This window comes from Allochromatium palmeri, from assembly GCF_009720725.1.
Classification (GTDB): domain Bacteria; phylum Pseudomonadota; class Gammaproteobacteria; order Chromatiales; family Chromatiaceae; genus Thermochromatium; species Thermochromatium palmeri.
On the sequence record NZ_WNKT01000002.1, the window covers coordinates 73,613 to 99,041 of the forward strand.

22 protein-coding genes are annotated in these 25,429 nt (G+C 61.7%); 17 read left to right on the forward strand and 5 right to left on the reverse strand.

The features are described from left to right. Positions 1–219 precede the first annotated feature (219 nt). The 7 genes from GJ668_RS01670 (at position 220) to soeC (ending at position 9,690) form a co-directional block, all read left to right on the forward strand. Positions 220–2,127 carry an ATP-binding cassette domain-containing protein gene (locus GJ668_RS01670; RefSeq protein ID WP_155448380.1) on the forward strand — a complete coding sequence of 636 codons (1,908 nt, stop codon included), beginning with the start codon at positions 220–222 and terminating at the stop codon, positions 2,125–2,127. A 58-nt stretch (positions 2,128–2,185) separates the two neighbouring features. Further along, positions 2,186–3,031 carry an ATPase gene (locus GJ668_RS01675; protein WP_155448381.1) on the forward strand — a complete coding sequence of 282 codons (846 nt, stop codon included), beginning with the start codon at positions 2,186–2,188 and terminating at the stop codon, positions 3,029–3,031. 107 nt (positions 3,032–3,138) lie between these two features. Then, positions 3,139–4,212, forward strand: coding sequence for a homoserine O-succinyltransferase MetA (metA, locus tag GJ668_RS01680; RefSeq protein ID WP_155448382.1), 1,074 nt, complete (start codon positions 3,139–3,141; stop codon positions 4,210–4,212). 413 nt (positions 4,213–4,625) lie between these two features. After that, complete coding sequence (locus GJ668_RS01685) at positions 4,626–4,901, forward strand: hypothetical protein (RefSeq protein ID WP_155448383.1); 276 nt, start codon at positions 4,626–4,628, stop codon at positions 4,899–4,901. 168 nt (positions 4,902–5,069) lie between these two features. Next, positions 5,070–7,970: a sulfite dehydrogenase subunit SoeA gene (soeA, locus tag GJ668_RS01690; protein WP_155448384.1), complete on the forward strand. Its 2,901-nt coding sequence runs from the start codon at positions 5,070–5,072 to the stop codon at positions 7,968–7,970. Then, complete coding sequence (gene soeB / locus GJ668_RS01695) at positions 7,967–8,689, forward strand: sulfite dehydrogenase subunit SoeB (RefSeq protein WP_155448385.1); 723 nt, start codon at positions 7,967–7,969, stop codon at positions 8,687–8,689. Before soeA ends, soeB begins: the two co-directional genes overlap by 4 nt. Before the next feature lie 23 nt (positions 8,690–8,712). Then, the gene (gene soeC / locus GJ668_RS01700; protein ID WP_155448386.1) at positions 8,713–9,690 is read left to right on the forward strand and encodes a sulfite dehydrogenase subunit SoeC; all 978 of its coding nucleotides are present in this window, start codon (positions 8,713–8,715) and stop codon (positions 9,688–9,690) included. Here soeC and GJ668_RS01705 read toward each other — a convergent pair. Continuing rightward, a complete protein-coding gene (locus GJ668_RS01705) occupies positions 9,675–11,861 on the reverse strand; it encodes a M1 family metallopeptidase (protein ID WP_246194587.1) in 2,187 nt (728 codons plus the stop codon). The genes soeC and GJ668_RS01705 overlap by 16 nt on opposite strands. 93 nt (positions 11,862–11,954) lie before the next feature. On the opposite strand from GJ668_RS01705, the gene GJ668_RS01710 reads away from it, so the two are divergent. Then, positions 11,955–12,722, forward strand: a complete 768-nt coding sequence (locus GJ668_RS01710; RefSeq protein WP_155448387.1) for a hypothetical protein — start codon at positions 11,955–11,957, stop codon at positions 12,720–12,722. A 77-nt stretch (positions 12,723–12,799) separates the two neighbouring features. Further along, a complete protein-coding gene (locus GJ668_RS01715) occupies positions 12,800–13,891 on the forward strand; it encodes an SGNH/GDSL hydrolase family protein (RefSeq protein ID WP_155448388.1) in 1,092 nt (363 codons plus the stop codon). 2 nt (positions 13,892–13,893) lie between these two features. On the opposite strand, the gene GJ668_RS20055 is transcribed toward GJ668_RS01715, so the two are convergent. Genes GJ668_RS20055 through GJ668_RS01725 form a run of 3 tightly spaced genes read right to left on the reverse strand, consistent with a single transcriptional unit; the run spans position 13,894 to position 16,325 of the window. Next, entirely contained in the window at positions 13,894–14,046 is a 153-nt protein-coding gene (locus GJ668_RS20055) for a DUF5989 family protein (protein WP_186342824.1), read from the reverse strand. Next, positions 14,046–14,450: an SxtJ family membrane protein gene (locus tag GJ668_RS01720; protein WP_155448389.1), complete on the reverse strand. Its 405-nt coding sequence runs from the start codon at positions 14,448–14,450 to the stop codon at positions 14,046–14,048. The genes GJ668_RS20055 and GJ668_RS01720 overlap by 1 nt, the downstream gene beginning before the upstream one ends. 12 nt (positions 14,451–14,462) lie before the next feature. Then, positions 14,463–16,325, reverse strand: a complete 1,863-nt coding sequence (locus GJ668_RS01725) for a carbamoyltransferase family protein (protein WP_246194588.1) — start codon at positions 16,323–16,325, stop codon at positions 14,463–14,465. A 295-nt stretch (positions 16,326–16,620) separates the two neighbouring features. Here GJ668_RS01725 and GJ668_RS01730 point away from each other — a divergent pair, with 295 nt between their 5' ends. The 4 genes from GJ668_RS01730 to trhP all read left to right on the forward strand — a co-directional run bounded on the left by GJ668_RS01730 (position 16,621) and on the right by trhP (position 21,906). Further along, positions 16,621–17,712 (forward strand): ChaN family lipoprotein, encoded by a 1,092-nt coding sequence (locus tag GJ668_RS01730; protein ID WP_246194589.1) that lies wholly within the window; start codon positions 16,621–16,623, stop codon positions 17,710–17,712. Between the two features lie 81 nt (positions 17,713–17,793). Further along, positions 17,794–18,768 (forward strand): hypothetical protein, encoded by a 975-nt coding sequence (locus tag GJ668_RS01735; protein WP_155448392.1) that lies wholly within the window; start codon positions 17,794–17,796, stop codon positions 18,766–18,768. 173 nt (positions 18,769–18,941) lie between these two features. After that, positions 18,942–20,537, forward strand: coding sequence for a hypothetical protein (locus GJ668_RS01740; RefSeq protein ID WP_155448393.1), 1,596 nt, complete (start codon positions 18,942–18,944; stop codon positions 20,535–20,537). Between the two features lie 73 nt (positions 20,538–20,610). Next, positions 20,611–21,906, forward strand: a complete 1,296-nt coding sequence (gene trhP / locus GJ668_RS01745) for a prephenate-dependent tRNA uridine(34) hydroxylase TrhP (protein ID WP_155448394.1) — start codon at positions 20,611–20,613, stop codon at positions 21,904–21,906. A 16-nt stretch (positions 21,907–21,922) separates the two neighbouring features. Here trhP and GJ668_RS01750 read toward each other — a convergent pair whose 3' ends face one another. Further along, positions 21,923–22,366 (reverse strand): YcgN family cysteine cluster protein, encoded by a 444-nt coding sequence (locus GJ668_RS01750; RefSeq protein WP_155448395.1) that lies wholly within the window; start codon positions 22,364–22,366, stop codon positions 21,923–21,925. Positions 22,367–22,392: 26 nt separating this feature from the next. Here GJ668_RS01750 and xerD point away from each other — a divergent pair, with 26 nt between their 5' ends. From xerD to GJ668_RS01770, 4 genes are all read left to right on the forward strand, one after another. Beyond that, complete coding sequence (gene xerD, locus GJ668_RS01755) at positions 22,393–23,295, forward strand: site-specific tyrosine recombinase XerD (RefSeq protein ID WP_155448396.1); 903 nt, start codon at positions 22,393–22,395, stop codon at positions 23,293–23,295. Positions 23,296–23,387: 92 nt separating this feature from the next. Next, on the forward strand, positions 23,388–23,870 hold the full coding sequence (locus GJ668_RS01760) for a YajQ family cyclic di-GMP-binding protein (RefSeq protein WP_155448397.1): 483 nt from the start codon (positions 23,388–23,390) through the stop codon (positions 23,868–23,870). A gap of 14 nt (positions 23,871–23,884) precedes the next feature. Beyond that, entirely contained in the window at positions 23,885–24,619 is a 735-nt protein-coding gene (locus tag GJ668_RS01765; protein WP_155448398.1) for a DsbC family protein, read from the forward strand. A 27-nt stretch (positions 24,620–24,646) separates the two neighbouring features. Beyond that, the gene (locus tag GJ668_RS01770; RefSeq protein ID WP_155448399.1) at positions 24,647–25,429 is read left to right on the forward strand and encodes a PP2C family protein-serine/threonine phosphatase; all 783 of its coding nucleotides are present in this window, start codon (positions 24,647–24,649) and stop codon (positions 25,427–25,429) included.

Below are 25,429 nucleotides of genomic sequence, written 5' to 3' on the forward strand. Positions count from 1 at the left end.
CTGTCCGCATCCGCGCCGGACTCTTCATGGTTGAGTCGACGCGGCTGGAACGATCGAAGTTACAATATTACTCGAAGTCGATGATCCAAGCGGGCTTGGCGTGTCATTGACAAAGCGCAACCAGATACTGTCAGTACTGTGCGCGTGAACCGATCGCGCAATACCGGTGTTGGCGCGTGCTCCGACAACATTCATCCTCCGTGATTCCCTGGAAACTGCATGACTCTGCTCAGTCTCGATTCGATCGGTCTTTCCTACGGCCTGCCGCCCCTGCTCGATGAAGTCTCCTTCGCCATCGAGCGCGGCGAGCGGATCTGTCTGATCGGGCGCAATGGCGCAGGCAAGTCGACGCTGTTGCGCATCGTCGCCGGCGAGATCCCGCCCGACAGCGGTCGCGTCCACGCCAGTCAGGGACTACGCATCGGGCGTCTGGCGCAGGAGGTGCCCGAGAACACCGACGCCAGCGTGTTCGAGGTGGTCGCCTCCGGACTCGGCGCGCTGGGCGCGCTGGCGCACGAATATTTCGCCCGCTCGCACGCGCTGGCCGCAGATGCCAGCGAGCAGGAGCTGGCGCGGCTGGCCGAGCTTCAGCATCAGCTGGAGGATCAGGGCGGCTGGGAGATCGAACAGCGCACCGAGCGCGTCATCTCGCGCCTTGGACTCGATGCCGAGGCACAGCTCAAGTCGCTGTCGGGCGGAATGCAGCGGCGCGTGATGCTGGCGCGTGCGCTGGTGGTCGAACCGGATCTGCTGCTGCTCGACGAGCCGACCAACCATCTCGACATCGACAGCATCGCCTGGCTGGAAGAATTTCTGGTCGGTTTTCAGGGCGCGCTGCTGTTCATCACCCATGACCGGCGTTTTCTGCAGCGGGTCGCCACGCGCATTCTGGAACTTGATCGTGGCCGGCTCACCGATTGGCCGGGCGACTATGCCAATTATCTGCGCCGGCGCGAAGAGCGGCTGCATGCCGAGGCCCAGGCCAATGCGCACTTCGACCGCAAGCTGGCCGAGGAAGAGGTCTGGATCCGGCAGGGCATCAAGGCACGGCGCACGCGCAACGAGGGCCGGGTGCGCGCACTCGAATCCATGCGCGATGAACGCCGGGAGCGGCGCGAGCTCCAGGGGACGGCGCGCATTCGTCTCAGCGAGTCGGATCGCTCGGGCAAGCTGGTGGTCGAGGCCGAGGGCGTGACCCAGTGCTGGGGTGACAAGACCGTCATCCGCGACTTCTCGACGCTCATCCTGCGCGGCGACAAGATCGGCATCATCGGACCCAATGGCGCGGGCAAGAGCACGCTGTTGAAACTCCTGCTCGGCAAGCTGGAGCCGCAACAGGGGCGGATCCAGCGTGGCGCTAATCTCCAGGTCGCCTATTTCGATCAGATGCGCGCTCAGCTCGATCCTGAAAAGACCGTCTGGGACAATGTCGCCGGTGGCAGCGATCAGGTCGAGGTCGAGGGGGCCAGCCGCCATGTGCTGTCCTATCTCAAGGACTTCCTGTTCACGCCGGAGCGCGCGCGCCAGCCGGTCAAGGCACTCTCGGGCGGCGAGCGCAACCGCCTGCTGCTGGCCAAACTCTTCACCCGTCCGGCCAATCTGCTGGTGCTCGACGAGCCGACCAATGATCTCGACACCGAGACCCTGGAGCTGCTCGAAGAGCTGTTGCTGAACTATGCCGGCACATTGCTGCTGGTCAGTCATGATCGCGCGCTGCTCGACAATGTCGTCACCAGTACCCTGGTGTTCGAGGGTGAGGGTGTTGTGCGCGACTATGTCGGCGGCTACGAGGACTGGCTCAGACAGCGTCCGCGTCCGGTCGCATCGGCCGCAGCACCCAAGTCGGGCGCGCGTCCGCCTGAGACCCAGACGGCTGAATCCAAGCCCAAACCCAAGCGCGGGACGGATAAGCTCAGCTTTAAGGAAACGCGCGAACTGGCCGAGCTGCCGGGACGTATCGAGTCACTGGAGCAGGAGCAGAGCACACTGCACGCCCGTCTGGCCGACCCGGCGCTCTATCAGGGCGATGGTGCTGAGGTCGTCACCGTCAAGGCGCGTCTGGAAGCGGTCGACGCCGAGCTGGAAGCGGCCTATTCACGCTGGGAGACGCTGGCGGCGCGCGAGTGACGCACCTGGCCCGAACATCCATATCCATATCCCTATCCATCCATTCGGAGTACGTCCATTGAAATTCACGGTCGAGGAATTCCGTGCCTGGAAACACAAATGCGTGACCCTGCTCGGCATGTCCGGGGTCGGCAAGACCCATCTCTCGGCGCTGCTGCGCCGCAGTGACTGGTTCCATTATTCGGGCGACTACCGCATCGGCACCCGTTATCTCGATGAGCCGATTCTGGATCTGATCAAGTCGCACGCTATGCGCGATCCCTTCCTGCGCGATCTGCTGCGCCGTGACTGGATCACTATCCGCAACGTCATCAAGATCAACGATCTCGGACCTGTGCTGAGCTTCATCGGCAAGCTCGGTAATCCGGAGCAGGGCGGACTACCGCTCGACGAGTTCAACCGTCGTCAGGCGCTCTATCGCGAGGCCGAGATCGCGGCCATGCTCGACCTGCCTGAGTTCGTGCGCAAGGCTCAGGAAATCTACAACTACGCGCATCTGGTCAACGATGTCGGCGGCAGTCTGTGCGAACTCGACGAGCCGCGCGTCATCGACATGCTCGCCCGGCACAGTCTCATCCTCTATATCCGTGTGCCCGAGGTCGACGAGATCAAGCTCATCGAGCGCGCGCAGGCCGATCCCAAACCGCTCTACTATCGTCCCGACTTCCTCCAAACGGCCGTCAAGGACTATCTGGAGCTGCGTCAGCTCGACTATGTGGCTCAGATCGACCCGAATGATTTCACGCGCTGGGTCTTTCCGCGCCTGTTCCACTCGCGTGTGCCGCGCTACGAGGCCATCGCCCGTCCGCATGGCTATACGGTGTCCTCGCAAGACGTGGCGCAGGTGCGTGATGAGGCCGATTTTCTCGCGCTGGTCGAGTCGGCCATTGCCCGGACCGCTTGAAAACCGATCGGTTCGGCAGGATGTTCGCGCTTTCAGAGCGCGTCGAACCGAATGCGCCTGTCGAACCGAGCCATGCGAACGACCGCTGATAACTGAACGCCGCTGTTATGCCCATCGTCGCTCACAATGACCTGCCCACCTTCGCGCGCCTGCGTGAAGAGGGCCAACAGATCCTCGATCCGAATCTTGCGCTCCATCAGGACATCCGCGAGCTGCATATCGGTCTGCTCAACATGATGCCGGACGCGGCCCTGGCGGCGACCGAGCGCCAGTTCTTCCGCCTGATCGGCGAGAGCAACCAGATCGCGCAGTTCTATGTGCATCCCTTCACGCTCAAGGAGCTGGAGCGACGCCCCGAGGCGCGTGCCCATATCGAGCGCTATTACGAACCCTTCGAACAGATCCGCGCTGAGGGACTCGATGCCCTGATCATCACCGGTGCCAATGTCACCGGGCCGGATCTGTCGCTGGAGCCGTTCTGGGAGCCGCTCATCGAAGTCGTCGACTGGGCCTATGACAATGTCTGTTCGACGCTCTGTTCCTGTCTGGCGACCCATGCCGTGATGCAGTTCCGTTATGGCAAGCGGCGGCAGCGCCAGCCGGCCAAGCGCTGGGGCGTCTTTCCGCATCATGTACTGGCGCGCGCTCACCCACTGGTGGCTGACGTCAACACCCGTTTCGACGTACCGCATTCGCGCTTCAACGACATCAGCCACGCGCAGTTCGTTGGTGCCGGTCTGCATGTGTTGGTCGAAAGCGAGGAGGCCGGTGTCCATCTCGCGGTCAGTCCGGACGGATTTCGACAGGTCTTCTTCCAGGGCCATCCCGAGTACGACACCATCTCCTTGCTCAAGGAATACAAGCGTGAGGTCGGGCGCTTCGTCGCCGGAGCCCGGCCCGACTATCCGCCCTTTCCGGACAACTACTTCGGACTCCAGGCGCGCGCCATCCTCGACGAGCATCGCGACCGCGTCATCCGCGCGCTCGACCAGAGTCGAACGCCACCCGAACTGCCCGAACGGCTCATCACCGCCAGTCTGCACAATACCTGGCACGACACGGCCGAAGGCGTCATCGGCAACTGGATGGGGCTGATCTATCAGGTCACACACCACGATCGTCGTCAGACCTTCATGGCGGGTATCGATCCGAATGATCCGCTCGGACTGGGCTGGCGCTGAGTCGAGCGCGATGGTGTGTGATTTCAGCCACGGATGGCCGCTGATCGAGTCGCGCCAAGCCTCTGGATCGACAATTCAGTCAGCGTGCAAGCCGCTGAACAGTTCGATGTGTTGTAAAAGAAAAACATAAATTTTGATGTCCTGAAGGCATTGGTAAATTCCACACAGAGCACGCTGGATTTCAAAATCGCTTAACAGATCACGTTTTTTGCACAAAATCCGGACGAGCGGCGGTTGTTGTTTGTTGCATTCATGTACTAGAATGAACCCATGGACTGCTGCATGCGGCCGAAATGCAACAAATTCTGTTGCGCGCATGACTCGATTTCGGCTTGATGACCCCTGCTCAGTGGTTTTCCGGTGTGTGGTAGCCGTCTTCATACATTGATATTTTTCGACACGAAGGCCAGGACATGTTCGAATCAAACCAAAATACGATCCGCTACAAGTGGGATTCCACCACCTCCACCGGCTACCAGTTACGCTTCGACGCCGAGGGCGCGGCCAAGGGCGGCCACTGCTGTTTCCATGTCGAGGACTGGAACTGCCGCACCGTCACCAACGAGTGGCCGTGCCAGGATCTGACCGAGGCGCTGGAAGTGTTGAATCATTTCTTCACGGTTGATATCCAGCAGGAGCACGAGCGCCTGAGCGCCTGGTTGCCTGCCGAATATCGCGCCGCCGCCTGATCCCATCTCCGCTTCACACGCTCGAACAGGCCGCCTCGCGCGGCCTTTTTGTTGCTCGCTCGACAGATACTCGAAATACTGAGTATTGAGCCGGTTTGAAACCACGGGCACTTGAATATTAGAATGTGGCGATTGTCTCGTCCGTCATCCTCCGCTAAAGGTGCCCCCATGCAGGATCCAGCCAGTCATTCGGACAGCCTCGTCGGTCGCGTCGAGGTCAAGGAGACGACCTGTTACATGTGCGCGTGCCGGTGCGGTATCCGGGTGCATCTGCGCGATGGCGAGGTGCGCTACATCGACGGCAACCCCAATCATCCGCTGAACAAGGGCGTGATCTGCGCCAAGGGCAGCTCGGGGATCATGAAGCAGTACTCTCCGGGTCGACTCACCCAGCCGCTGCGGCGCAAGGCCAACGCCGAGCGCGGCGAGAGTGCCTTCGAGGTCATCTCCTGGGACGAAGCCTTCAAGATGCTCGAAGAGCGGCTCACTAAACTGCGCGCCGAGGATCCGAAGAAATTCGCGCTCTTCACCGGCCGCGATCAGATGCAAGCCCTCACCGGTCTGTTCGCCAAGCAGTACGGCACGCCCAACTATGCGGCGCATGGCGGCTTCTGCTCGGTCAACATGGCCGCCGGAATGATCTATACCATCGGCGGCTCCTTCTGGGAGTTCGGCGGGCCGGATCTGGATCGCGCCAAGCTGTTCGTGATGATCGGCACGGCCGAGGACCATCATTCCAATCCGCTCAAGATGGCGATCTCGGAGTTCAAGCGGCGCGGCGGGCGCTTCATTTCGGTCAACCCGGTGCGTACCGGCTATTCGGCGATCGCCGACGAATGGGTGCCGATCAAGCCGGGCACGGATGGCGCGCTCATCCTGGCCATCACCCGCGAGATCCTCGACAAGGGGCTGTTCGACCGCGACTTCCTGGTGCGCTACACCAATGCCGCTGAGCTGGTGATCGACGATCCGAGCCGCGACGATCATGGGCTGTTCTATCGTGCCGAGATGCACGTCGAACCGGACTGCTTCGATCCGCAGAACAAGCTGTGGTGGGATCGCGACATCGACGGCCCGATCAGCACCCATACGCCTGGAGCCGATCCGCGCCTGATGGGCAGTTACGTCCTGCCCGACGGTACCCCGGTCAAGCCGTCGTTCCAGTTGCTCAAGGAGCGTTTGGAACAGTACACCCCCGAGTGGGCCGCACCCATCACCGGCATTCCGGCTGAGACCATCCGCCGGCTGGCGCACGAAATGGGCGTGACCGCGCGCGACCAGAAGATCGAGCTGCCGATCAAATGGACCGACTGCTGGGACGAGGAGCACGAGACCGTCACCGGCAATCCGGTCGCCTTCCATGCCATGCGCGGACTGGCCGCGCACTCCAACGGCTTCCAGACCATCCGCGCGCTCGGCGTGCTGATGACCATGCTCGGCACCATCGACCGTCCGGGCGGCTTCCGTCACAAGGCACCCTATCCGCGTCCAATCCCGCCCTGCCCGAAGCCGCCGCACGGTCCCGAAGCCGTGCAGCCGAACACCCCGCTCGACGGCATGCCGCTCGGCTGGCCGTCCAAGCCCGAGGATCTGTTCGTCGACGCCGAGGGCGAGGCGGTGCGGCTCGACAAGGCGTTCTCCTGGGAGTATCCGCTCTCGGTGCATGGCCTGATGCACAACGTCATCACCAACGCCTGGCGCGGCGATCCCTATCCAATCGACACGCTCTTGCTGTTCATGGCCAACATGGCCTGGAACTCGACCATGAACACGGTCGAGGTGCGCAAGATGCTGGTCGACAAGCACCCGAACGGTGAATACAAAATTCCGTTCCTGGTGGTGTGCGACACCTTCGCTTCCGAGACCGTGGCCTTCGCCGATCTGGTGCTGCCGGATACCAGCTATCTGGAGCGCCATGATGTGCTCTCCATGCTCGACCGCCCGATCTCGGAATTCGACGGTCCGGTCGACTCGGTGCGGATTCCGGTCGTGCCGCCCAAGGGCGAGTGCAAACCGTTCCAGGAAGTGCTGGTCGAACTCGGCTCGCGCCTCAAGCTACCGGCCTTCACCAATGCCGATGGCAGCCGCAAATATCGCAACTATCCGGATTTCATCGTCAACTACGAGACGTCACCCGGATCGGGCATCGGCTTCCTGGCCGGCTGGCGTGGCAAGAGCGGCGATCAGTTCCTGAAAGGCGAGCCGAATCCGCACCAGTGGGAGATGTACGCCCAGAACGGCTGTGTCTTCCACCATGAGCTGCCGCGCAGCTATCAGTACATGCGCAACTGGAACAAGGGCTATCTGCACTGGGCGCGCGCGCACGGCATGATCCGCTATGCCGAACCGATCACCCTGCATCTCTATTCCGAGATCTTGCAGCGCTTCCGGCTCTCCGCTCAGGGCAAGCGTCCCGGCCGCCAGCCACCCGAGCGCCTGCGCCAGCGGGTCGAGACCTATTTCGACCCCTTGCCGTTCTACTATGAGCCGCTGGAGTCGCGCTTCACGGATACGCAACGCTATCCGCTCAACGCGCTCACCCAGCGTCCGATGGCCATGTATCACTCCTGGGACAGCCAGAACGCCTGGCTCAGGCAGATCCACAGTCACAACTATCTGTTCCTCAGTCCCAAGGTCGGTCTGGCCCAGGGCTTCGCGGATGGTGACTGGGTCTGGGTCGAGTCGCCGCATGGCCGGGTGCGCTGCATGTGCCGCTTCTCCGAGGCTGTGGAGCCGGGCACCGTCTGGACCTGGAACGCCATCGGCAAGGGCGCCGGCGCCTGGGGGCTGGCTCCCAATGCCGACGAAGCGCGCAAGGGCTTCCTGCTCAACCACGTCATCGCCGAGGAACTGCCCGCGCACGAGGCCGGCGAGCATCTCTCCAACTCCGATCCGGTGACCGGGCAGGCGGCCTGGTTCGACGTGCGGGTGCGGGTCTACAAGGCCGAGGCCGGTGAACCTGAGATCACCTCGCCCCAGTTCAAGCCAATGCCGCGCCTGCCTGGGCAGGAGAAGAAGCGCGGCAAGTGGCAGGCCTATGTGGCCGGTATGTTCGGGAAGCAATCATGACTCAACTCGCCCTCGTCATCGATCTCAATGTCTGTGTCGGCTGCCACGCCTGCGTGACCTCCTGTAAGGAGTGGAACACCTCGGGCTGGGCCGGTCCCCTAGTCGACCAGAACCCCTATGAGGGTTCACCGACCGGCACCTTTTTCAACCGGGTGCAGACCTTCGAGGTCGGCACCTTCCCCAACACCGAGACGGTGCACTTTCCCAAGAGCTGTCTGCACTGCGAGGAGCCGCCCTGCGTGCCTGTGTGTCCGACCGGCGCCTCCTACAAGCGTCCGGACAACGGCGTGGTGCTGGTCGACTACGACAAGTGCATCGGCTGCAAATACTGCTCCTGGGCCTGCCCCTATGGCGCGCGCGAACTCGACGAGCAGCAGAAGGTGATGAAGAAATGCACGCTCTGCATCGATCGCATCACCGACGCCAAGCTCTCCGAGCGCGATCGCAAGCCGTCCTGCGTGCTGGCCTGTCCGGCCAATGCGCGTCTGTTCGGCGACGTGCATGATCCGGACTCCGAGGTCTCGATTGCCATCCGCGAGCGTGGCGGCTATCAACTCATGCCCGAGTGGGGGACCAAGCCGGCCAATCATTATCTACCGCGCCAGAAGACCCGGATGCACATCGATCCCGAGGAACTCACGCGCGTCGATAATCCCTTGCGCCGGGAAGACCTCACCGATTACACCGGCGAGGAAACCCTCGACGACGTGGCCTGGTAATCCGCCCTTCAGGATCGAATCCCATGCATCCAGCCTTCTCAGTCATCTTTCTGACCACGCTGATCGGTGCCGGTCAGGGTCTCTATCTGGCGATGGTCACGGGCCAGCTCTATGCCCTGGCCCGCTTCCTGCCCGCTCAGGCCGACCAGTTCTATGCTATCGGCAGCCTGGTCGCGCTGCTGCTTCTGATCGCGGGGCTGGCGGCGTCTTTCTTCCATCTCGGGCGACCGGAACGGGCCTGGCGCGCGGCGGCGATGTGGCGCACCTCCTGGCTCTCGCGCGAGGTCATCGTGCTACCGATCGTCATGGCACTGGTGTTCGCCTATGGCATGGCGCACTGGTTCGAGTGGACCCAGCCGCTGTTTCAGGTCGGCGAGGCGCTCCAGGTCGACCTGACCCTGCTGCTCGGCGTGCTCGGGACGATTGCCAGTCTGGCGCTCTTCGTCTGTACCGCCATGATTTATGCCGCCGTGCGGTTTTTGCAGGAATGGCATACGCCGCTCACGGTCAGCAACTTCCTGTTTCTGGGTGCGGCCTCGGGTTTCATGCTGGCGGCGGCGTATTCAGCCTACATCGGCAATCCGCTGGTAACCTTCTATGGCACCTGGGCGGTGATCCTGACCCTGGTCGCTCTGGCCTCGCGCCTGGCCCATCTGCGCCGCAACGCCCGGCTCAAGTACAAGAGCACGGTTCAGACCGCCATCGGCGTGCGCCATGCGACCGTGATCCAGAAGGCGCAGGGGGCCACGGGCGGTAGCTTCAATACCCGCGAGTTCTTCCATGGTCGGAGCCAGTCGCTCGTCGGGCGGCTGCGCTATGTCTATCTGGCACTGGTCTTCCCGATTCCGGTGCTGCTGATCGGTCTGTCCTATCTCATCGGCTCATCGAGCCTGCCGATCATGGCGTTCTTCGTCCAGTTCGCCGGGCTGCTGATCGAGCGCTGGTCGTTCTTCGCTGAGGCGCGCCATCCGCAGAATCTCTATTATCAGTCGGTGGCTTGACCCTCATCGCCGCTCTGCGCCGGCGGACTTGGGCGATAGGTGAGCGACGACTCGCCCGCCGGCCATTGTCCCTTGAGTTGGTTGGTCGCCTCCGGGCCACTGAAGCTCAGAACGCTGTATTTGCCGTAGTGCGGCAGCTTGCGCGCCAGGGCGGGCAGGGCACTCGGCTCGCGCGTGGCCATCCAGGCAACCGGGCGCTCCGCCATCCAGCGGGTCAGCACCGGGCTGTCGGTCTTGGGATCGAATGTCGCGTTCATCTGGCTCGGCTCGGACGTTAGCGTCAGCCTGGAGGCTGTGCCGTCGTCCAGAGTCAGGGCGAAATCGGTGGCGTCACGCGCGAAGGTCGCGAGATGACGGTTCTCCCAACCGAGTAGCCAGACGGGCCGATCGTCCGGGAGTCGCTCGACCGCCTGATCGTCGTCGATCTGCCAGCCGGGATGTCCCGCGCGCCAGCTCTCGGCCAACTGGCGATAGCCTGACTGGAGTGCTTCCGGGGCCGCAGCAGGAATCAGGATGAGTCCCTGTTCGGCCCCGAAGAGGTTGCTCAGGGTCACGGGCAACTCGCCTGGGGCCAGGGCGCGAAAGACCTCGAAGTCCGGGTCGAGGCGCAGACGCACGGGCGCGGATCGGAGTGCGATCTCGAACCGGGTCTCGCGCTCGCGACTGATGATCGTCTCGATCACGGATTCGCCCGAGTCGAGATCGATGACGACCGAGAGGCTGAGCGGGAAAGGCGGTCCGGACTGAGTCTGTCGAATCCGCCCGCTGATCCGATAGCCCTCCGGAGTGCTCCGCGTCTCGACCTCGTCCAGCGCCAGACTGGGTGCTCCGGCGCGTTCGACCCAGGCGGCGAAGAACGCGCCCAGATCACGGCCACTCACATGCTCGAAGGCACGGCGCAGATCGGCATAGCCGGCGGCCCGGAAGCGATTGTCGGCATAGAAGCGCCGCAGACCCTGGATAAAGGTCTCATCGCCGAGTTCGCGTCGCAGCATGTGGAAAACCATGGCCCCTTTGTTGTAGCCGATAGCCTGACTATCCGCTCCATGCCGCTGCACGAACTCGGTCAGCGGAAAATCCCGCCCCTGACGCACATAGTCGGCGAAGCTCTTGAGCATGTCGCGCCGACCCTCGACTCCACGCCCAGCACGCTCCATGAGCCAGTAGTCGGCCAGATAGTTGGTCAGACCCTCGCTCCAGTTGCCCGATTCATAGTCCACATAGACCCCGTTGCCCCACCAGTTGTGCAGGATCTCGTGCGGGTAGGAGGTCTGGAGGATGAAGGGCAGGCGGATGACCCTGGGGCCGAGCAGGGTGAAGGAGGGCATGCCATAGCCCGATTCCCAGAAATTCTCGACCAGCGCGAACTTGGCGAAGGGGTAGGGACCGATGAGGTCGGAATAGACGGTGAGATACTCCAGCGTGGCGTCCAGATAACGCTCGGCCAGTGCGGCGTCCGGCTGGCGCAGATAGACTTGGGCTTCGGCCGGTACGCCATCGGCACGCTGGCGATACGCCTGGAAACGGCCGGCGATCAGATAAATGTCGTCCTGCGGTTGCGACTCGGACCAGCGCGCGTGCCCCGTGGCCGGATCGGTCGTGCCTGAACCCTGGCTGATCGCCGACCAACCCTCGGGGAGTTGGATGTCGAGCTCAAACGCCTGATGGCTCTCAGGAATACGTGGATACCAGCCACTATTGCCGTCGAGAAAGACCCCATCCGGCGCGATGGTCCCGCGCGACCACTGATGCGCGCGCCCGAGACTTTCGTCGATACGCTCCAGGTCGTGCTGGATGCGCCCGCCATAGGCGAGCGTGACGGGGTCGGGCGTCTCCAGGTGCAAGCGATACTCTGTCAGATGGCCGAACGCCGAAACGCGCGTCAGGGTCGCCTTGCCTGCGATGATCTTCGGGTCGAGTCCAGTATGCAGGATCAGCGACCACTGGCTTTTCGACTCGGGAAACCGCATCTGGTCCCTGACCTCGATGTGTCCCTGTTCGGGGGCGAGCTGGACGTCCAGTTGGTGCTGGATCAATGTTTCCGAGGCGCTCGCCTGACTGATGGCGGGTAGCTGAGCAGCGAGCATGAGCAGCCCAAAAAAGAGGACTTTGGGTTTCGGTGCGATTGCAGCGCGCAGATCGAGCCAGTTGCTTACAATGTTGTCAGCCATGATCGACTCCTGTTTACGCGATTTTTGTCAGGCTTAAACGATTGTGTTTCGCCATCTGTGATGGCTGTTCCCCGATATACCCGACCGACTGTCATGCCTGTGACCAACGAAAATTTCGATGATGGAGCCACGCTCCTCGTGTTTGCCCACCAAGACGATGACTTGCTCTGGATGCAGCCTTTCCAGGATTCCGCAGCAGCCCTACTGCTCGCGGCGGCTCCACCTGCACCGGCCCACGCCGCTGTGGTGGCGCAGCATCCTCAATCCTATCGCGAGCGATGGCATAGCCTCTTTTCCGGCACGACAACGGATCAGGAATGGTTCGACATCTTTGGTCTGTGCGACCGCTGCGAGCGCGATAAGGACTGGAACTATGAGCGGATCCTCTCAGCCGTCGATTCCTGGGTCTCCAGGCCCGATTTCAGCCGGATCGTGACACACAACAATTGGGGTGAGTATGGACACATTCATCATCGATGGGTGAACAGGGCGGTCAGGGAGCTGGCCGCGCGATATGGGAAGGATGTCTGGGTGCTCAACACAGTGGTGCTCTTCCACGCGGACGAGGCCGTCTATCTCGATCTCGGTGATTGGAACCTGCCGGCGTTTCGAACCCGCTTTTCCCCGAATGTCTTCTTCGATATTCGTGGCATCTACCAGCGCACGGAGTTCGACGCCAGACCAGCCGGACTGAACACCTGGACTTGGTTCGACGGTGAGGATCAGTATCCGCATGGTGAACGAAACTTCGTCAAGATCGTCGAGCGAGGAATCGACCAAACTCAGTCGAATCCGCTGGTCCAAAAGACCGTCGCTGCCCTCGAACAGACTGTTCCCATTCGTGAAGCCTGCATCCATTGATCCTTAGAATCCAAATGGTCCGCAAATTTTTTTCCTATATCTTTCTCGTCCTTTTTCTATTGGGGACGATCGAACTGATGAGCTTCGGTTTCTTCCAGGTCTTTCAGGATCGTTTCAGCTTCCTGGATACCGAACTGTATCGTCTATCCAATGCCAATCTTCCGCTGGTCGAAAAAAATTTCGATGCGCGTCTCGGCTGGAGCGAGCATTACCCAACACCGCAAGGTGAGCGCCCTCGATCGGGATCCCGGCACGATGGGACGGCGCTCATGTCGACCTATGGGGATTCATATACCCATTGCGACGAGGTCGATGACGATCAGACCTGGCAGTCCTTTCTCGCAGACAAAACAGGCTCTGAGGTTTACAACTATGGCGTCGGTGGTTTCGGGACCGGTCAAGCGTATTTGAGATTCAATGATGAGTTCGCCACCCATCGAACCCCTGTAGTAGCACTCGGCTTGATCACCGAGAATATCAATCGGGTCGTCAATGTCTATCGTCCTTACTATTATCCAGGCACCCAGCTACGCTTTACAAAACCGCGCTTCATCGAGCGCGACGGCGATTTAGTGTTACTGGAAAACCCCATCCAGGACAAGGCCGAGCTGCCAAGGCTCATGGACGACGCCTTCCTGCGCACGGTCGGCCGGCACGACTGGTGGTTCAATCGCGACGAGTATCCGGTTCTGGGCTTTCCCTACAGCGCCATCCTCCTTAATCAGCGTATCTGGAAGGAAGCCATTTCAGGCAAGATGGAACGCCCGGTGACCGACATGAATCCGCGGCCCTGGGAAGAACTCTGGGAGCAGGAAGAACCACGTTCACTCATGTTCGCCATCTTCGACCGCTTTTTCGTCGATGCGCGGGAACTGGGCTCGCATCCGCTGCTGCTGATCCTGCCGCAGCGTGAGGACGTCGAGGAGCGGCTGCGTACCGGACGTCTGCCCAACGCGGTGCAGCGGATTCTCGATCATTGCGAAGCACGCTTACTCGACTGCATCGAGATGGTTTCAGTCTTCACACAGCATCTAGAGGCCGAAGAGGCGCCGTCGCTCGATGACCTCTTCCTGCTCGCCCATGTCTCGCCTGAAGGCAATCGCCTGATCGCCCAGCGGATTGCCGACTGGCTGCGTGAACGGGATTGGCTGGACAAAAAGCCGGAATGAGTTCAGAAAAGCGTATAGATGAAGGGCGCCACGGCTGAACCCTGAGCCAGGATAAACAGGGCACTGAGCAGCATCATGACCACCAGGATGGGGATCAGCCAGAACTTTCTGCGCTGGCGCATGAAATCCCAGAGGTCTTTGAAGAATTCGAGCATCAGAACGGGCGCTCCATGGATTGAGGGAGGACGGACGGGCTGGCCTCGCGATAGCTCGTCGCATTCCGGTCGAGCGCCCGCCGCATGGGGTCATGGCCAAACAGACGCATCACCAAGCCAATCGGGGTGAAAAGGGCCAGATAGATCACGGACAGCAGAATGGGTGTGACGATGCGGTTGGCGAACTGGCCGAAGCGCATCCATCCGCGATAGACCGGTCGCAAACTTTTGGGGCTTGCCAGCGCCCAGACGGCCAGAATGGCGGCGATCACCCAGGGCCAGAGTGGAAGCCTTGCCTCGGCCAACCAGGGTAGCACGAGGCCGAATAGCGCCGCGAGGAGTCCACCCGTGATGAGTCCGAAACGTCTCAGGCCAGCGGTGTCAATTTCTGGAATGGGATGCATGTCGTGTCGTTCTCAGTCCAATTCGAATTGACTAAGCCAAGCGTCGTCACGCGCCGTCGGTCTCTGCTCATGCTTTGCCAGCACGTGGTTGCCTAAGACCAGATAGTCCATCTCGGTGTGCATGAAGCAACGAAAAGCGTCCTCCGGGGTGCAGACGATAGGCTCGCCACGAACATTGAATGAAGTGTTAATGAGCATAGGGCAGCCCGTGCGCTCCGCAAAAATCTCGATGAGCCGGTGAAAGCGAGGGTTGGTCTCGCGATGCACGGTCTGGATGCGCGCCGAATGATCCACATGGGTGACGGCCGGTATCTGCGAGCGCTGGACCCTGAGCTTGTCGATGCCGAAGAGTGAAGCATCATCGGCTCCAGTGTCGAGACGCCAGGACGGTTGCACGGCCGCCGTGATCAGCATGTAGGGGCTTGGCCCTGAATGCTCGAAGTAGTCCGACACCCGCTCGGCGAGCACGGCCGGTGCGAATGGGCGGAATGACTCGCGATACTTTATCTTGAGGTTCATCACTGACTGCATGCGCGGACTGCGTGGATCGCCCAGGATGGAGCGCGCACCGAGCGCCCGGGGGCCAAACTCCATGGGGCCCTGGAACCAGCCAATGACCTTCTCATCCGCCAGCAGTTCGGCCACGCGCGTCATCAGGGTCTCGTCGTCGAGACGCTGGTTCGGAATGGACGAGGCGTCGAGAAAGGCGGCGATCTCGTCATCCGAAAACTCAGGCCCCAGATAGGCCCCATGCATGGCGTCGCCCGCCGCCGGAATGCGCGGATGGTCGAGGTACTGGTGCCAGACCGAGAGCGCCGCGCCCAGTGCAGCGCCGGCATCGCCGGCCGCCGGTTGGGTCCAGATGGACTCGAAGGGGCCTTCGCGCAACAGACGCCCGTTGGCGACGCAGTTGAGCGCAACGCCCCCCGCGAGACAGAGATGCGCAACACCGAGTTCCTGATGGACCGTGCGACCGAGCCGAAGGACGACCTCCTCCGTTACGGCCTGGATCGAGGCGGCCAGATCCATCTCGCGCTGGGTGATTTCGGCCTCAGGCCGGCGTCGCGGACCGCCGAACAGCCGCTCGAAGCGCCGGTTGGTCATGGTCAGGCCCTGAGCGTAGTTAAAGTAGCGCATGTTCAGGCGGAAGGTGCCGTCCTCCTTGAGGTCGAGCAGCCGTTCCAGGATGAGATCCTTGAAGATCGGTTCTCCATAGGGGGCGAGCCCCATGAGCTTATACTCACCCGAGTTGACCTTGAATCCAGTGAAATAGGTGAAGGCCGAATAGAGGAGTCCGAGCGAGTGGGGGAAGCGAATTTCCCATTTGGGGGTCAGTCGGTTGCCCTCTCCCAGCCAGACCGAGGTCGTAGCCCATTCGCCGACGCCGTCCATGCAGAGTACCGCCGCACGCTCGAAAGGGCTCGGGAAAAAGGCCGAGGCGGCATGGGATTGATGGTGCTCGGCGAACAGCAGCGGGGGCAGTTTCTGCTCGGGGATCGTGCCGATGGCGGCCAGCTCCTGCCTCAGGAGACGTTTAAGATCCAGCTTCTCATTTAACCAGACCGGCATCGACGTCAGAAAGGAACGCAGACCGCTCGGTGCATAGGCGAGATAGGTTTCGAGCAGTCGCTCGAACTTGATGAGCGGCTTGTCGTAGAAGACGATGTGGTCGATGTCAGCGAGGCTGATGCCTGCTTTCTGCAGACAGAAACGGATCGCCAGAGCTGGAAACCCAGCATCGTGCTTCTTGCGCGAAAAACGCTCCTCCTGGGCGGCGGCCAGGATCCGGCCGTCACGAACCAGGCAGGCTGCGCTATCGTGATAGAAGGCTGAGATTCCCAGGATATCCATGATCAAACCGTACGTTGTGGGCATTTCGCGCCTTGGTCCACGAAGGAGCAAGCGACCCAGTATTGAAAAAGATTGCGATTATCTGCTGAAAAGTCTTATTTATTCAAGCTATTGCAGTCTGCTGATATAAAGCAAATAGCTGGTAAGGATGCCGATATCGCTGAACAGGCGTTGGCGCGGGACGCAACACGATCATAACGGACGCGTTTTAGCGTCCAAGACGACGGGGGAGTGCATGTTGCACCGAATCCATGACAGACTAACGTTAGCGGCCATACTCGTGACCGCCAGTATCCTGGCGCTGGCTGAGGAGTCTCCAATGTCGCCCGCGACGATGGCCGATGGGACCAGCGCGCTTCAGGGTAACCCGACACGGGTGCTGGAGAGCGCGCACCTGACCGACATGTACGCACTGATCGAGCGTCTGGCCGACCAGCGCGTCATCTTCGTCGGTGAGCAGCACGATCGTTACGAAGACCATCTCAACCAAGCCGCCATCATCGAAGGTCTGCTGGCGCACGGCCGCTCGGTGGCGATCGGCATGGAGATGTTCCAGCAACCCTATCAGTCTGCACTCGACGCCTATGTCGCCGGCGAGATCGACGAGGCCGAGCTACTGCGCCGCACCCAGTATTTCGACCGCTGGCGCTTCGACTACCGGCTCTATCGTCCCATTCTGCGTCTGGCGCGCGCGCATCGGATTCCGGTGATCGCGCTCAACCTCGAATCCGAACTCACGCGCCAGGTCGGTGATGGCGGCATCGCCAGCCTGAGCGAAGCCGACCGCGCACGCCTGCCCGAAATCGACCGCTCGGACGCAGATCACCGCGCGCGGCTGGAGGCGATCTTCAAGCATCATCCGGCCGAACAGCAGGGTGATTTCGAGCACTTCCTGGAGGTCCAACTGCTCTGGGACGAGGGCATGGCCGAGCGCGCCGCGCGCTACCTGACCGAGCATCTGGACGCAACCTTAGTCGTCATCGCCGGCGGTGGGCATGTCGAATACGGTCAGGGTATCCCGAAGCGGCTCGCACGCCGTCTGTCCGTTCCCATGACGACCCTGCTCAATGGTCAGGGTCGCACGCCTGATCCCAATACGGCTGACTTCTTCCTCTATCCCGATGCCGTCGAGCTGCCAGCCACAGGCAAGCTGGGCGTGATGCTCGGCCAGCCAGCGAAAGACGGCGGAATGCCGATCGAGGGCTTTGCCGAGGACAGTGGTGCGAAGACGGCGGGTCTGCAAGTCGGCGATCGTCTCGTCCGGGTCGACGGACAGCCGATCGCAAGCTATGCCGACATCCGTCTTGCCCTGCTCGATGCCGAACCGAATGGCAAGGTCAAGGTCGAGGCTATCCGCTCGCGTCGGCTCGGTAGCGACGAGCGACTGACAGTCGAGATCGAACTACGTTGAATCGACTGGACTATACTTCGATGCGCGCCTGATGTGCGCAAAGGTCATGATGTCTTCAATCAGAGCCGAGGGGGATAGACAATGAATACCGATATCTCAATGTGTCGAATCTCGAGCCTGCTACTCGTCGTCGCTGGTTTGACCGCCGAATCCGCCGGTGCAGACAGCCTCCTGTTTCCCGTGCTGGTCAGCAATGCTCCAAACGTGACCACGATCGCCTCGGTCGTGGATGGACCCACCGCCGGCGGGGGAGCAACGCATCTGACGTATATCTATCGCTACAAAGACGCTTTTGACTCCTCCGGGGTGGCGAATAGGAATGGAAACTGCTCGACCAGAACCCTGACCCGCTCCTCGATCAGTGGTGACGTGGTCAGCTTCGATGTCGCCGGCGCCTTCGAGGGCGGCAATGCCCTGTTCGGAGATGCCAATTTCTATGGCGGGGGCTTCGGGCTCGGCGTGACCGGACCACAGCGCGGCTATCTACTGGTGGCGAACACGAATTCCACGGGCGTGCCTCTGGTCGTGGGGGACGACTTGGATCTGTCCGGTGAGTTTGCTGTCATGGAGATCGCCGGCGGCGCAGCCTGGGGCGGGAAAGCCATCAATGACGTCAATCGGGAAGACTTCGATTTCATCAACGCCAATATCGCCGGCGGTGGCGTCTATTCCGCGTTGCCCTCGAACGGGTCGGCTTTCCGTCGTTTCACTTTTGCGCCACCCAGCGAATGGTCCACACGCTTCTTCGTGACACCGATCGGCGCCAACATGGATTCAGCTCAATTGACGGCTCCCGTATCCGTAGCCGATCTCTATGACCGGGATGGTCAATCCCGCTCCTTTACCTCCATCGTTTTGAGCGTAACCTGTACGGCGGCCGTCGACTTGCGGGATCTGGTCGACAGCAGTACCTGGGCAGCGGTTGAGAATACCGGTGGTTGGGCCTCTTTCGGGACCAACGATGCCGTCGTCTACAAGCTCGAGTATTCCTCGGATCCACAATACAACGGAACGGTCAACAATGGGTTCCTGCTCAGTGATTCTGCGCTTCCCTAGTTGACTGGGGGTTCTCGCTCTTCGACAGAAAAGAGGGTTTCCCTCTTTTCTGTTTTTTATCGGCATTTTTTGGTTCTTCAGGGTGCAGCATGCGTGATCGGAATCCTTGCAGGGCAGGCAGATCGATAGCGATGGCGCTTGCATTGAGCTGCTCCGGTGCCCTGGCGGAATCCATGTCTCGTGGCGGTCCCGTGGACATCGGGGTCGAACCCCTGCTCGACGGCGATAGGGCCGCTTACGTCGGCCAGGACGGTCTGTATTCGATCACAACGGGACTCGCGTCTCCACAGCCGATCGGGCCGCGTCTCGAATCGACGCGAGTTCGCGTGTTGAGTCCCGGACTGCATGTTGCCGGCGGGCGCTCGACGGCGGTTTGGCTGGAAAAGTGGCCCGAGGGCAATCGGTTGCTCGCATCCGCTTGCGGCGACGGCAAAGCCTGTTGGGAGGCGGTCGACGCGATCGCGGACAAGATCGGTTCGACCCTGGTACGTCTGGAGCCGGTCGGCGATGGGCTCTATGCGATCGATGCGACCCCAGGCCGACAGCCGGTTTTGTCGTTGACTCGCCTCTCTGATTCAGGCGTATCCCGTCAAAGCTTGCCGGTCCCGAATCTCGATAAGTTGGGCGAGATCTCGACGCTGTCTCTGGATGGGACGCTGTACATCTTCTTCAATGGTCGCCGGATGGGGCGTGAACTCATCGGGGCGCTCGCATACGATACCCGGTCCGAAAAAGTCTCCTCACTGGAGACTGTGATCGAAACGCCTTTCACGCCGCTGATCGAGGCGCTGGTCATCGCGAAACGCCCCGCGCTTCTGTTCAAGGCCTATGAGCAAGGCCATTTCTCCCTGAATCTGGCCGTGCGCGAGGCCGATGGCTGGCGCGTCTCGCCGGTCGCCGGGGCTGATGGACTCGATGTCGCCCGTCTCGACTGGCACGTCTGGCCGGACGCCAGACTGCTCGTGGTGTTCAGCGGTGAGCAGCGGGAAAGAACCAAACAAAGAGTCTATGCCGCGCTCAGCGATGACCTGGGCGCTCACTGGCGAACGCGGCAATTGGACAGCGCTGAATTCGCCAATACCCGAGCCTGGCTTCCGCGTCTGACCGTCGATGGGGAGCGCGTGGCCGTGGTGTGGGAGGATTCGCATGACATTCGCGCGCGTATCCGTATGCAGCTATCCAGGGATCGAGGCGAGCACTGGCTCGCGCGGGACATCCCACTGTCGGTTCAGGGTGCCTATGCCATGCGCCCCCGGATCGAGCATGTCGGCAACGAACTCTCCGTGGCTTGGCATCAGTATCGCTCGGATAAGCGGGATCGAGCGGATCTGATCCTGCGAACACTGAGCTGGGACGAAGCCTGGGCGATGGCAGGCCAATCCGAAGCGACATCCGTGCCGGCCGACAGGAAGCCGGAACTGGAGAGTGCCGTGCATGCGGCCTGGAAGGCGATCACGGCCGGGGATCAAGCGGCTGTCTATGAAGCCTATGATCCGTTCTATCGGGCCAAGTTGGATTTCGAGCGATACAGATCCAGCGTGACTCCTTTCACGCTCCAGGGATACGAGATCCAGGATCTGGTCGTCCAGGGCAACGAGGCCCAAGTAACCATTCTGGCCGACATCCCCGCCGCCCGAGCGGACGAACGTTCCAAGGGTTCAGGTTCATCCGTTCGTTATATGATCCGGGAGACCTGGCTCCATGTCGATGGACGCTGGTATCGGAAGTTCGTCGACGATCTCTCCGGAGCCAGCGCCATCGCTTATTAGTCTTCGTAGCGTATTGCGTACATGGCCGTAATGACGGCTATCCCGCACCACCTCTCTACAGGCCAAGCCCAACTTGACTCCGACTTCCCGAAAGACCCCAGAACTTCTGGCCCCGGCCGGCACGCTGCGCAATCTGCGCTATGCGCTCGCCTATGGCGCGGACGCCGTCTATGCCGGTCTGCCGCGCTACAGTCTGCGCGTGCGCAACAACGACTTCGATCTGGCCAATCTGGCCGATGGCCTCGCCGAGACACATCGCCAGGGCAAGCGGCTCTATCTGGCCGCCAACCTCATGCCGCACGGGGCCAAGCTCAAGACCTTCATCGACGACATGCAGCCCATCGTCGAGCTGGGGCCGGACGGACTGATCATGGCCGATCCGGGCTTGATCCTGCTCGCGCGCGAGCAATGGCCCGAACTGCCGATCCATCTCTCCGTGCAGGCCAACACGGTCAATGCGGCCGCCGTGCGCTTCTGGCAGCAGCAAGGACTCAAGCGCGTCATCCTCTCGCGCGAATTGTCGCTCGCGGCCATCGCCGAGATCCGTGACGCCTGTCCCGACATGGAGCTGGAGGTCTTCGTCCATGGCGCGCTCTGTATTGCCTACTCGGGACGCTGTCTGCTCTCGGGCTATTTCAATCATCGTGACGCCAATCAGGGAGCCTGCACCAATGCCTGCCGCTGGGAATACCGGCTGGGCGCAACGGATGACGAAGCGGCATCAGCGCCGCGCCATCCAGCCGCCGAGTCAGTCTATCTGCTGGAGGAGGCCCAGCGCCCGGGCGATTACATGCCGATCTTCGAGGACGAGCACGGTACCTATATCCTCAACTCACGCGATCTGTGCGCCATCGAGCATGTGGCGCGGCTGGTGGACATGGGGATCGACTGCCTCAAGATCGAGGGCCGTACCAAGTCGCACTACTATGCCGCACGCGCCACCCAGGCCTATCGTGCCGCCATCGACGATGCCCTGGCCGGACGGGCCTTCCGTCCCGAACTCAAGCGCGATCTGGAAGGGCTGGCCAATCGCGGCTATACCGAGGGCTTCTATCGCCGCCACGCCCCCGCCGAGACCCAGAACTATGCCGATGGTGTCTCGCGCAATCAGCGCCAGATCTTCGTCGGCGATGTGCGCGATGCTGAGCCGGGCTGGGTCGAGGTCGAGGTCAAGAATCGTTTTGAACTCGGCGATAGGCTGGAGCTGATGACGCCAAGCGGCAACCACAGTTTTCAGCTGGCATGCCTGGAAAGCCTGACCGGCGAGCCGCTGGAGGTCGCGCCCGGCTCCGGCTGGCGGGTGCGAATCCCTGTATCCGAGCCGGTCGGTGACAGCGCCTTACTGACGCGCGCCCTGGAGCCGACCTGAGCGGCCGATGCAACCGCTAACGAATCCAGTCGATGAGGTTCATGAGCGGATCTTCGCCCGTCTCAGGGCCGATGACGCGCCCGTGCACGCTATGGCCTGCTTCCAGGACTGAGTCGGGATCGCCGCTGATGAGCGGATGCCAGTCCGGTAGCGACTTGCCCTCGGCCAGGCGCCGGTAGGCACAGGTCTCTGGCAGCCACTTGGGCCAGGCCAGCACCTGGGGCACGATGGTCACGCAATCGGGCATTAGCTGGGCGCGGTCGGCATAGTGACGACAGCGGCAGGTCTTGAGGTCGAGCAGCGCACAGGCCACACGCGAGTAGACGATATTGCCGGTCTCCTCGTCCTCGAACTTTTCCAGACAGCACTTGCCGCAGCCGTCGCACAGCGACTCCCATTGCTCGGCGGTCATTTCCTTGAGCGGCGTGGTTTCCCAGAAGGGTTGTACAGATTCACTCATCGATCAATACCAAAAGACAGGACGTTATGGCCGCCCAAGATACACCAACCTTGATCGAAGGCTTCGCTGATGCGCTCTGGATGGAGCGCGGCCTGAGCCAGAACACGCTCGCTGCCTATCAGTCCGATCTGCGCGCCTTTGCGCACTGGCTGAACGCCGAGCACGGACGCGCGCTGATCGCTGCTGAGCGCGCTGATCTGCTCGACTATCTGGCCCGGCTCGCCCAGCAGGGCCGCAATCCACGCTCCAGCGCGCGTCTGCTGTCCTGTCTGCGTCAGTTCTACCAGCACCTGCGTCGGCGCGGTCTGATCGAGATCGACCCCAGCGCCCGCGTCGACTCGCCCCGGCTCGGACGCCCGCTGCCCAAGAGTCTGAGCGAGGCCGATGTCGAGGCGCTGCTCCGTGCGCCCGATACCGAGGACGCGCGTGGCCATCGCGACCGCACCATGCTCGAAGTCCTCTATGCCAGCGGTCTGCGCGTGAGCGAGCTGGTGAACCTCACGCCCAGTCAGGTCAGTCTGACGCAGGGCGTGGTACGCATCCTCGGCAAAGGCGGCAAGGAGCGTCTGGTGCCGCTCGGCGAGGACGCCTGCGACTGGTTGCGCGACTATGCGCGTGGTCCGCGGCTGGACATTCTCGGCGCACGGGTCAGCGATTTTCTCTTTCCGACCAGCCGCAGCGACTGCATGACGCGCCAGGCGTTCTGGCAGCTCATCAAGCGCTATGCGATCCAGGCCGGGGTTGTGCAGCCGCTCTCGCCCCATACCTTACGTCATGCCTTCGCCACCCATCTGCTCAATCATGGCGCGGATCTGCGCGTGGTGCAGATGCTGCTCGGCCACAGCGATCTCTCAACCACCCAGATCTATACCCATGTGGCGCGCGAACGGCTCAAGCAGCTCCATGCGCGTCATCATCCGCGTGGCTGACGGCGGACTCGATCGCAGGCGCCAGAACAGCGTTGAATGGGTTAAGATCAGACCATTCGTCACTCAACACCATTGCCGAGAGTCTTTCTGTTATGCCTTCCTTCGATGTCGTCTCCGAAATCGATCTGCAAGAGGTGCGCAACGCGGTCGATCAATCCAACCGCGAAATCGGCACCCGCTTCGATTTCAAGGGCGTCAACGCCAGTTTCGAGCTGAGCGAGGACAAAATCCTTCTGACCGGCGAGCAGGAGTTCCACCTGCAGCAGATGATGGATATCCTGCGCCAAAAGCTGGTCAAACGCGGAATCGACCTGGCGAGCCTCGACCCCGGCGAGCCTGTGACCAACCTGAGCAGTGCGCGTCAGGAGGTCAAGCTCAAGCAGGGCGTCGACTCCGACACCGCCAAGACCCTGGTCAAGGCCATCAAGGCGAGCAAGGTCAAGGTGCAGGCCCAGATCCAGGGCGATCAGCTTCGCGTCACCGGCAAGAAGCGCGACGATCTCCAGGAGGTCATCACGCTCCTGCGTGGCGATGACTGGGGGCTGCCGTTACAGTTCAACAATTTCCGCGACTAGGATTTTTGATAGCCATGAATAGATTGACTCAACGCCTCCTGATCGCTGCCGTACTCGCCTGCTCCAGCACCCTGGCCCTTGCCTCGCCTGAGCAGAAGATCCGTGCAGCGCTCAAAGAGGTCGCGCCGGATCTCGAGGTCACTAACATCCAACCGGCCCCGATCAAGGGACTCTACGAGGTCATGGCCGGCACCGATTTGATGTACATCACGGCCGATGGCCAGTACTTCATTAGCGGCCCGATCGTCAATCTCAAAACGCGCGAGGATCTCACCGAGCCGCGTCTGACTGAAGCGCGCAAGCGGCTGATCGATGCTGTTGGCGAGAATGAGATGGTGGTCTTCGGCGACAAGGACGCCAAGCACACCATCACCGTCTTCACCGACATCGAGTGCGGTTACTGCCGCAAGCTGCACAGCCAGCTCGCCGACTACGAGAAGGAAGGCATCCGGGTGCGCTATCTGTTCTTCCCGCGTGCGGGTAAGGGTAGCCCGGCCTTCGACGAAGCTGTTTCCGTGTGGTGCGCCGGTGACGAAGCCGCGCGTCGCACAGCCATGACCAAGGCCAAGTCCGGTCAAAAGATCGAATCCAAGACCTGCGACAACCCGGTCGACGAACACATGGCGCTCGGCGCCGAGCTTGGACTGCGCGGCACCCCGGCGATCATCACGGAGACTGGCGAGATGATCCCCGGCTATGTTGAACCCAAGCGTCTGGCGGCCAAGCTCAATGGCCAGTCCGGCGGCTGATCGCCTATCCAGCCCGAGCGTGTCGTGATGGATGTCAAGCCCGTCAGTGCCTTTGAACTGGACTTCGTCTGGCGTACCGATCAGGGACGGGTGCGCCAGCGCAACGAAGACGCGGTCATTGTGCGTCCCGAGTTCGGCCTGGTCGTGGTCGCCGATGGGGTCGGTGGCGCCAGTGCTGGTGATGTCGCCAGCCGCCTGGCGACCGAGACCATCGCCGAGCGTTTTGGCCGGCGTGTCGGGGCCAGCGCCAATGCCGAGAAGGCGCGACTCTATCTCCAGGCGGCTGTCGAGGAAGCCAACATCACCATCCTGCGCTACGCTCGGGAGAATCGCGAATGTACCGGGATGGGAACGACCGTGGTCGTCGGCGCAGTCGGTCGTGACTGGCTGGCCTTCGCCCATGTCGGCGACTCGCGTCTCTACCGACTGCGCGGCGAGGAGCTGGTCCAGCTCTCGCGCGACCATTCGTTCATCCAGGAAGTCGTCGACCAGGGGTTCTTCAACACGCGCGAGGATGCCAAGCGCTATGGCATCGGCGAGAACATTCTGACGCGCGCGCTGGGCTCTACGCCGAGCGTGGCTGTTTCATCCGATGTGATCGCGATCGACAGCGGCGATCTGTTTCTGTTCTGCACCGATGGACTGAGCGGTCTGGTTCCGGATGACTGGTTGAAGCAGATTCTGAGTTCGATCGAGGACGACGTGCTCGAATCGGCCGCCGATGCCTTAGTGGGGCTGGCCAATGAGCGTGGCGGAAACGACAACATCACGCTCGGCCTGTTGCGTGTCGGGGAACGGGTGGCCGTCTGA